Annotated in this window: 6 protein-coding genes; 5 read left to right on the top strand and 1 reads right to left on the bottom strand. The window is 68.1% G+C overall.

Annotated elements, in window-relative coordinates; translation table 11 throughout:
• Positions 1-160: 160 nt before the first annotated feature.
• Complete coding sequence (locus ACFWNN_RS45560) at positions 161-370, bottom strand: hypothetical protein (protein WP_382446208.1); 210 nt, start codon at positions 368-370, stop codon at positions 161-163.
• A gap of 846 nt (positions 371-1,216) precedes the next feature.
• On the opposite strand from ACFWNN_RS45560, the gene ACFWNN_RS45555 reads away from it, so the two are divergent.
• The 5 genes from ACFWNN_RS45555 to ACFWNN_RS45535 all read left to right on the top strand — a co-directional run bounded on the left by ACFWNN_RS45555 (position 1,217) and on the right by ACFWNN_RS45535 (position 8,661).
• Positions 1,217-1,951 carry a hypothetical protein gene (locus ACFWNN_RS45555; RefSeq protein ID WP_382446207.1) on the top strand — a complete coding sequence of 245 codons (735 nt, stop codon included), beginning with the start codon at positions 1,217-1,219 and terminating at the stop codon, positions 1,949-1,951.
• A 36-nt stretch (positions 1,952-1,987) separates the two neighbouring features.
• Complete coding sequence (locus ACFWNN_RS45550; protein WP_382446206.1) at positions 1,988-3,379, top strand: PLP-dependent aminotransferase family protein; 1,392 nt, start codon at positions 1,988-1,990, stop codon at positions 3,377-3,379.
• 70 nt (positions 3,380-3,449) lie between these two features.
• Entirely contained in the window at positions 3,450-4,367 is a 918-nt protein-coding gene (locus ACFWNN_RS45545; RefSeq protein ID WP_382446205.1) for an NADP-dependent oxidoreductase, read from the top strand.
• 374 nt (positions 4,368-4,741) lie between these two features.
• Positions 4,742-7,000 (top strand): cellulose binding domain-containing protein, encoded by a 2,259-nt coding sequence (locus tag ACFWNN_RS45540; RefSeq protein WP_382446204.1) that lies wholly within the window; start codon positions 4,742-4,744, stop codon positions 6,998-7,000.
• Positions 7,001-7,008: 8 nt separating this feature from the next.
• Positions 7,009-8,661 (top strand): cellulose binding domain-containing protein, encoded by a 1,653-nt coding sequence (locus ACFWNN_RS45535; RefSeq protein WP_382446203.1) that lies wholly within the window; start codon positions 7,009-7,011, stop codon positions 8,659-8,661.
• Positions 8,662-8,825 lie beyond the last annotated feature (164 nt).

Here is an 8,825-nt window from a genome sequence, read left to right as displayed (position 1 = left end):
TTAGCGCAGCTGACTATTAATCAGCGGGTCCGGGTTTCGTGTCCCTGGCGGCGAACACCAGATAAGCTGTTCTACTTTCAAGTCGACCTGCTTCTCTGCTTTTCGGGTACTCATCCGAATTCCCCCTTTCGTCGTTCTGGATCGTGGCCCAGCTCAGAGATCACCAGGTCAGTCCGAGGACGTCCGCCATCGCAGCCAGGCCGCGGGGACTCAGGAACGTCGTGCGCAGCTTGGTCCCGTGCTGGGGATACGGGTGGAGCACGACTTCGCCCTTCGGCAGTACGTAAGCATCCGCCCAGTCACCGTCGGCGAACCGCGCCGCCTCCTCTCCGGCTACGTGGCTGAGCAGGGTGGTGGATCCCTCGGACAAGCGCCACGCAGGCTGAGGTTCTCCACGTACCAGCTCACCTCGTGACGCGAACAAACCTCGGCGCACCAACGGAACCAATTCGGATGGCGGCGCGATCCCCGTGGCTGAAGCCCTGCGGGCGAACCACGAGCCCAGGCGGGGCGTGTGCCACGGCGGGTCGCCGTCGTGACCATCGGGCCAGAGTTCCGGGCACAACGCCACGAGGTCGGTTTGAACCAACTTGCGGAGCTGTTCGCTGACGCCGTCCGCGGACGGCGCGCGCCCCCACGGATCGTGCGGGCGCGGCTCCCGTGGAGGGGTGAAGAACCTTGCACCGCACAGGAGCCGTTCGACCGGGTCGTCGATCACACGCACCCTCGCGAGCTCCGACTCCCATCTGGCCTTCTCGTCCGCGATCTCTCGTTGCTCCTCCTGCTCGGACGCGACACGAGCGGCTTCGGCACAGGCGGAGCAGATGCGGTGTTCACCGCCTGACGAGTGATCGCCGCACACGAACGCCCCGCAGGACACGCACATGCCGACGGCAAAGGTCCCACACGCACACGTCGTGTTCTGCCCTTGACCGCCACCCGCGTGATAGCGCTGCCCGCACACGATCCTCCGGCCGACAGCCAGTCCTGTCGCCGGGTCGGGGAACATCTCCGTTCGCCACCCCAGGCATTGGTTGAAGCCTGGCGCGATGACCTTGTGTGCCGTGCTACCGCAGTGGGGACATGTCACCTGGCACCTCCTCGTGGACGACATCCGGCTATCGCCCGTGCGGCCCGGTCCGCTACCGAGGCCTGTAACTGCACGGCGTTGTGGCGCGACCTGAGTGGAGACACTCACCGTGCGAGGACGGTCACCATGCTCCAGCCCGACCCTGACACCCTTCCGGACAAGCCGGACGACCTGCTCGTACACCTGGTGAAGAGCCAACTCGGCAGCCCCCTGCTCGCGTTTCTCATCGCAAGCGCGCTCTTCTTGTCAGCGTGGGTCGGTTTCATCCGGACAGCTCTGGGAATCACGGTCCGCACAGCGCAGCGCGCAGGAGCCGGTCTGCGAGCGAGGCCACGACTCGAGCGCGTTTTGCTGGTGGGTTCGTCAGCGGCGCTAGTAATCCTCGAACTGGCGTGGTTGTACGTGGCGTTCCTGATCGGCAACCTCCTGTCGTTCGGCTTCGGCCTGCGAGACAGCCCGATCGTCCGGTTGGAGGTGGTCGGGGTCAGCGTTCCGACAGGGCCAGTGGCGGCCGACACCGTTTCACTTCTGTACCTGCTGTTCTCCATCAGCATGCTGATCCTCTCCGGAAGAGGCGAAACCCAGCTGGACGACCGGATCGTCCCGACCTACGCGACGATCATCAGCGCTCCCACGCTCGTGTGGGGAATTCCCACCACCGCGGTCGTGCTCTTCGACACCGCAGCCATGTTGTGGCAGGACGACAAACCGTTCCTGCCGCCGGACATGTACACACCCGCGACCATCGCAGCCTTCTGCGTTGCCTACTACGTTGCTTGCTGCATCGCGGTGTTCGGCGTCGTGCTGCTCGTGCGGTTGTGGCAGCGGCAGCCTCAGCCAGGCTCGAAGATGAAGCTCTAGCTCCTCTCGTTCGATCCGGTCGTATCGTTGCCGGTCGTGAGTGAGCAAGCCGCCCGGACGACAGGACTCGACCTGCACCTGGGGCACCTCGGGCGCAACGTGCGCGCCGGTCTCATGGACGCCTTCCGCGAGGCGATCCGCACCGGACGGCTGGCGCCCGGCACGCGGTTGCCGTCGAGTCGCGTGCTGGCGACCGATCTCGGGCTGGGCCGGAACACGGTGGTCCGCGTCTACTCGGAGCTGATCAGCGAGGGATGGCTCACCGGCGTGCACGGGTCGGGCACCGAGGTGTCGCGGCGGACGGCCGAACTGGCGGAGCGGGCACTGCCGCGCGTGCCTGCCACACGGCCGCGTCCCGTGCACGACCTGTTGCCCGGCCGTCCGGATCTGTCGTCGTTTCCGCGCGACGAGTGGATTCGTGCCGTGAAGCGCACGGTGAGCACAACGCCGTTTGAGGCGTTCGGGTACACCGATCCGCATGGTCGTGACGAGTTGCGGGAGGCCCTTGCCCGTTATCTCGCTCGTGCGAGGGGGTTGCGCGCGCGGGCTTCCAACGTCGTCGTGTGCAGTGGTGCGGCGGAAGGGTTGCGGCTCGTCGCTGACGCGCTCGCGCACGCCGGCGTGACGAAGGTGGCGGTCGAGGAGTTCGGGCTGCACACGCAGCGGCTGGCGTTGGAGAAGGCCGGGATCGAGGCGGTTCCGCTTCCGGTCGACGCCGATGGTGCTGATGTGGCGGCGCTCGAACGGATGTCTGGGGTGGGGGCGGTGCTGCTCACGCCGTCGCACCACTTCCCGTTGGGGGTGGCGTTGCATTCGGACCGGCGGGCGGCGGTCGTGGACTGGGCTCGGCGGCGCGGGACGGTGGTCGTCGAGGACGACTACGACGGCGAGTTCCGGTACGACCGGGCGCCGGTGGGGGCGTTGCAGGGGCTCGACCACGACCACGTGATCTACCTGGGGACGGCCAGCAAGTCGCTCGCACCGGGGTTGCGGCTCGGGTGGCTGGTGTTGCCTGATCACCTCGTCGGGGCGGTCGCCGCGCAGAAGGGCGAGACGGAGGAGACGGTCGGGTTCGTCAACCAGCTGGCGATGACCGACTTCGTCGAGTCCGGGGCGTACGACCGGCACATCCGCGCGATGAGGGTGCGGTACGGGAAGCGGCGTCGGCAGCTCGTGGAGGCGCTCGGGCCGGACGTGCTGGTGGCCGGGATGTCCGCCGGGTTGCACGTGCTGGCGGAGGTGTCCGGCCGGAGCGGGGCTGAGCTCGTGCGGCGGGCCGCGCGCGAACGGCTGGCGATCGAGCCTCTCGACAGGTTCCGGCATCCCGAGTCCACTTCGGACCGGGACGGCGTGGTGGTCGGGTTCGCCACGCCCTCGGCCAGTGGCTGGCCGGGTGCGCTGGAGGCGTTGGTGCGCGTGCTCCGGTGACGACTGGTTCCCGTTCGCGGGGGCCAAGTGGTCCCCGGTTTCGCGTCGGAACGGGGTTACCTTCGGGGCCATGAAGGCCATCACCGTGCAGGACAAGGGTGCCGGCCCTGCCGGGCTCACCCTGACCGACCGTCCCCACCCGCACGCCGCGGAGAACGACGTCGTCGTGCGGGTGCACGCGGCCGGCTTCACGCCCGGCGAGCTGGACTGGCCCGGTACCTGGACCGACCGGGCGGGCCGCGACCGGACGCCCAGCGTGCCGGGGCACGAGTTGTCCGGCGTCGTCGCGGAGCTCGGCTACGGGACTACCGGACTGACCGTCGGGCAACGGGTGTTCGGGCTCGCCGACTGGACTCGCGACGGCTCGCTCGCCGAGTTCACCGCCGTCGAGGCCCGCAACCTCGCGCCGCTGCCCGACGATGTGGATCACACCGTCGGCGCGGCGCTGCCGATCTCCGGGCTGACCGCCTGGCAGGCGTTGTTCGAGCACGCGCGGATCCAGACCGGGCAGACGATTCTCGTTCACGGTGCGGCGGGTGGTGTGGGCTCGATCGCCGTGCAGCTCGCGCGCCGGACCGGAGCGAAGGTGATCGGCACGGGTCGCGCGCACAACCGCGACGTCGCGCTGAGCCTGGGCGCCACCGCGTTCGTCGACCTCGACACCGAACGGCTGGAGGACGTCGGCGAGGTCGACGCGGTGCTGGACGTGTTCGGCGGCGAGGTGCTCGCACGGTCGGCGGCGCTTGTCCGCTCGGGTGGCACCCTCGTCACCATCGCCGAGCCCACCGAGGCGCGGCCGCGTGATGGCCGGACTGTCTTCTTCGTCGTCGAGGCGGATCGGGGACAGCTGACCGAGCTCGTGAACCTGGTCCGCGACGGGAGCCTGCGCGTACTCGTCGGCGAGCAGTATCCACTGGAAGAAGCGGTCACCGCGTTCACCGCGAAGCGCGGTGCGGGCAAGCCGGTGATCGTGGTCGCCGAGCACTAACTCGCACACAGCCGCCCCGAGAAGCAGGTCGAGACTCCTCTCGACCTGCTTCTCCGCATTTCCACCACAACGAACATGATCGTCGACAGTCGGAAAGCCGCAGGCCAGCAAGCCCAGCACCACCGTTCGAGCACGAACCGCCGCAGAATTCCCGGTACCAATAGAGTTCTGCAAACGATGCCAATTCCCTAATTCACATATCTGATTTTTCACATGCTCGAACGTTTTTCACCAGTTTGGACAAAGGTATTGACCAGCACTCTGTTCATTATTAACAATTCCACCCCGCAGTGTGAGCCGCCACACACGCATCCGTCGTCGACCAGTTCATGGAGGCATGTGTGTCCCGAAATCCAGGCTTACGACGAGCAGCCGTGCTCGGTGTCGTGGGCACACTCGCCGCGGCGGGCATCGTCGTGCTGGTCAACGCGGCCGGCGCGGCTCCGGCCGCGGGAGCGCTCACCGGCCTCGACACGTCGTCGGGCAACCGCAGGGCCGCGGTGAGCGGCCTCTACGACTGGAGCAAGGCGGGCTACCGGGGCGGGCAGAACCTGCCCGGCGCGGGTGACGTCAACCCCAGCGCGGCCTGCCAGATCACGGCGGCGGAGCTGGCGAGCCAGTTCAACGTCAAGCCCAACGACGGTGCGGACGACTCGGCCGGTCTGCAGGCGGCCATCGACTCCATCAGGACCACGTGTTCGCCGTCCGCGAGCTACACCAAGCTCAGCCTGATCACGCTGCCGGCCGGTGAGCTGGCCGTGTCGCGCGAGCTGCACGTGGACGCCGACTACCTGATCATCCGCGGTGCCGGCAAGGACGCCTCGAAGATCACCTACCGGCCGGACGCGAACACCCTCTACGACGCCCTCACGCCGGACGGGTCCGACTGGGACGAGGACGGCATGACCTCCGGCGCGGGCAAGGGCGGCTGGCTGTGGCCTGGCCGCGGCCTGTTCCGGGTGCAGTCGCGCGGGGTCGACCCGAGCTACGCGAGCGACTACGCGGCGGCGCCGGAGAACCGCAAGGACATCTTCGAGGGCACGGTGAACGTGCACTGGAAGGTCGGCGCGAAGGTCGCCACGGCCGCGAAGATCGGCGACCGCACGATCGCCGTCGCGTCGGCGAGCAAGATCAAGGTCGGCGAGTTCGTGAACGTCCGCGCGGCCAACTCGGTCAAGTTCTACGAGCAGCAGCAGGCGACCGGCACCGAGTGGCCGATGCTCAACATGCACATGCGGCAGCAGATCTTCACGGTCACGGCCATCTCCGGAAACACGGTGACGCTCGACAAGCCGCTGGAGTTCGACGTCCCGGTCACCTCCGTCTCGGACGGCTCGGCCCCGATCGCCGGCGCGCCGTACGACTCCAAGGTCTCGCCGCTGGTCGACCCCGTCGTCGGCGTCGGCTTCGAGGACTTCGGCTTCACGCAGGCGATGCCGGGCCTCAACCAGGCCGACGCGGTCAACAACTACGGCAACATGGCGCCCGCCGCCGAGATGCACGGAATCGTCTTCAAGTGGGCCGCCAACTCGTGGGTCAAGGGCATCCGCGCCGACATGACCGGGTCGCACCCGATCGTCACGGAGGAGGCCAAGAACCTCCAGATCGTGAACAACGAGCTCGACGGTTCGTGGAACAAGGGCAAGGGCGGCAACGGTTACTTCCGCGGCTCCCGCGTGTGGGACTCGCTCTACGCCGGCAACACGAGCCGCAACCTGCGCCACTTCACGTTCCAGTGGTCCGCCTCGGGCAACGTCGTGATCGGCAACGACTTCGACTCCGACCTCAACCTGCACGGCGGCTGGGAGCGCAACAACCTGTTCGAGCTCAACACCGTCAAGGTCCCCTACGCGCACCGCTCGGCCAACTGCCGCGCCAACTGCGGTGAGGAGGGCGGCGGCGGTCCCGACAACTCCAACTGGTTCCCGATCTGGTGGGGCGCGGGCAAGAAGGCCATCAAGTGGTCCGGCGCGTCCGGTCCCCGCAACGTCTTCTTCAACAACCAGATGACCAAGCAGACCGCGACCGGTGGCCCGTTCAACGACTACTACGCGGACCGGTCGCGCATCTACCAGTTCGGCTGGAACGGCACGGGTTACCAGCACCTGGACGTCAACGGCACGCCGATCACCGACTGGGCGTCCAACGAGCAGCGCGACTTCACCAACGGCCACGGCGTCGACGCCACCAAGACCGACTCGCGGGCGTCGCTGTTCCTGAACTCCGTCAACGGCACCCCGCCGACCAACACCACCACGTCCACGACCACCACCACGACGACCACCACTACTACGACCACGACGACCAACCCGCCGACGGGTTCGTGCCTCACCGCGCAGGTCACCCAGACCTCGGTGTGGAACGGCGGCTACGGCGCCGACGTCACGCTGACCAACGCCTGCGCCACCGCGACGAACGGCTGGACGGTCGAGTTCGACCTGCCGTCGGGCACGAAGGTCAGCAGCTCGTGGAGCTCGGTCCGGACGAACTCGGGCCAGCACTACAAGTTCACGAACGCGAGCTTCAACGGCTCCATCAAGGCGGGTGCCACGGCGAAGTTCGGCTTCAACGCCTCGGGTTCCGGCCTCCCGACCGGCTGCACCGTCAACGGCAACTCCTGCGGAGGCAACTGATGCGCGGCATGAGAGCACTCACGCTGGGCGCGGTGGCCGCGACCGTCGCGGCCCTGCTGAGCGCGGGCCCGGCCCAGGCCGCGGCCGTGCTGAAGGCGACCATCACGCAGACCTCCGTGTGGAACGGCGGCTACGGCGCGGACGTCACGATCACCAACAGCGGTGACACCGCCAGCACGGGCTGGACGATCGAGTTCGACCTGCCGTCCGGCACCACGATCTCCAGCTCCTGGAGCTCCGTCAGGACCTCGACGGGCCAGCACCACAAGTTCACCAACGCCGGTTTCAACGGCAACATCAAACCCGGCGCGACCGCGAAGTTCGGCTTCAACGCCTCCGGCGGCAGCCTCCCCACGAACTGCACGATCAACGGCGCGTCCTGCGGTGGCGGCGGCAACCCGCCCGCCGACACGCAGGCCCCGACCGTGCCCTCGGGGCTGCGGTCGACCGGTGTGACGTCCGGTTCGGTGTCGCTCGCGTGGACCGCGTCGACGGACAACGTCGCAGTCACCGGCTACGAGGTGCTCCAGGGAGGTGCGGTCACCACGACCGTCACCGGCACGTCCGCGACCGTCACCGGCCTCTCCCCCGCGACCGCGTACTCGTTCTCGGTGCGCGCCACGGACGCGGCGGGCAACAAGTCGGCGGCGAGCACGGCCGTGAGCGCCACGACCAGCCCGGGCAGCGGCGGTGGCAGCACCGTCAACGTCGCCACGGCGGCGGAGCTCCAGGCCGCGCTGGCCGGTGCGCAGGCAGGTCAGACGATCAAGCTCGCGGCAGGCACCTACCGCGGTTCGTTCGTCGCCAACGGCAAGTCCGGCACGTCGTCCCAGCCGATCACGCTGTCCGGCCCGGCGAACGCGGTGCTGATCAACGACGGCCCGACCGGCGAGGCGCCCTCCTGCCCCGCCCCCACCGCGGGCTGGGACTCGGGCTACGGCCTGTGGCTCTTCAACTCCCCGTACTGGAACCTCACCGGGTTCACCGTGCAGGAGTCGAAGAAGGGCATCGTGCTCGACAACTCGCACCACACCACGATCGACTCGGTGTCGGTGCACCACCTCGACGAGGAAGCGGTCCACTTCCGGCGTTCGTCGGCGGACAGCGTGATCCGCAACTCGACCATCACCGACACCGGTCTCGTGCAGCCCGGCTACGGCGAGGGCGTGTACCTCGGTTCCGCGAACTCCAACTGGGCCTGCCACGGCAACAACGGCGGCATCGACCGGAGCGACCGGATCCAGGTGCTGAACAACCGGATCGGCCCGAACGTCGCGGCCGAGGCGATCGACGTCAAGGAAGGCACCTACGACGGCGTCATCCGGGGCAACACCTTCAACGGCACCGGGATCACCGGCCAGAACTCGGCCGACTCCTGGGTCGACGTGAAGGGCATCAACTACCTGATCGAGGACAACACCGGCACGTTCCGCAGCCCCGGCACCTTCGCCAACGGCTACGAGACGCACAACACCAGCACGACGCCGAGCCTGCCCAACGGGTGCGGCAACGTCTGGCGCAACAACCGCTCCGACCTCGGGGGTGTCGGTCAGTACGCGATCAACATCACCTCGGTGTCGAAGTGCTCGGCCCAGCCCAACGTCGTCTACGCCTCCAACACCGTGACCGGTGCGGTGAAGGGCCTGACGAACGCCCAGTAGTTGGGTCCCCGGGTGCACCACCGCGTCCGGCCCGAACTCCACCGTCACATCGACCAGGGTATAAGAGACAGGAGTGGTCGGCGCGCGAGGTGCGCCCGCGGGCCGAGCTGGTCGCGGAGGCCGCGCGGTTGCTGGACGGCGCGGAACGGCCGGTGATCCTGGCC

Source organism: Lentzea sp. NPDC058450 (assembly GCF_042721395.1).
GTDB lineage: Bacteria > Actinomycetota > Actinomycetes > Mycobacteriales > Pseudonocardiaceae > Lentzea.
The sequence above is the reverse complement of the archived record's forward strand: the minus strand, read 5'-3'. Positions and strand labels throughout refer to the sequence as shown.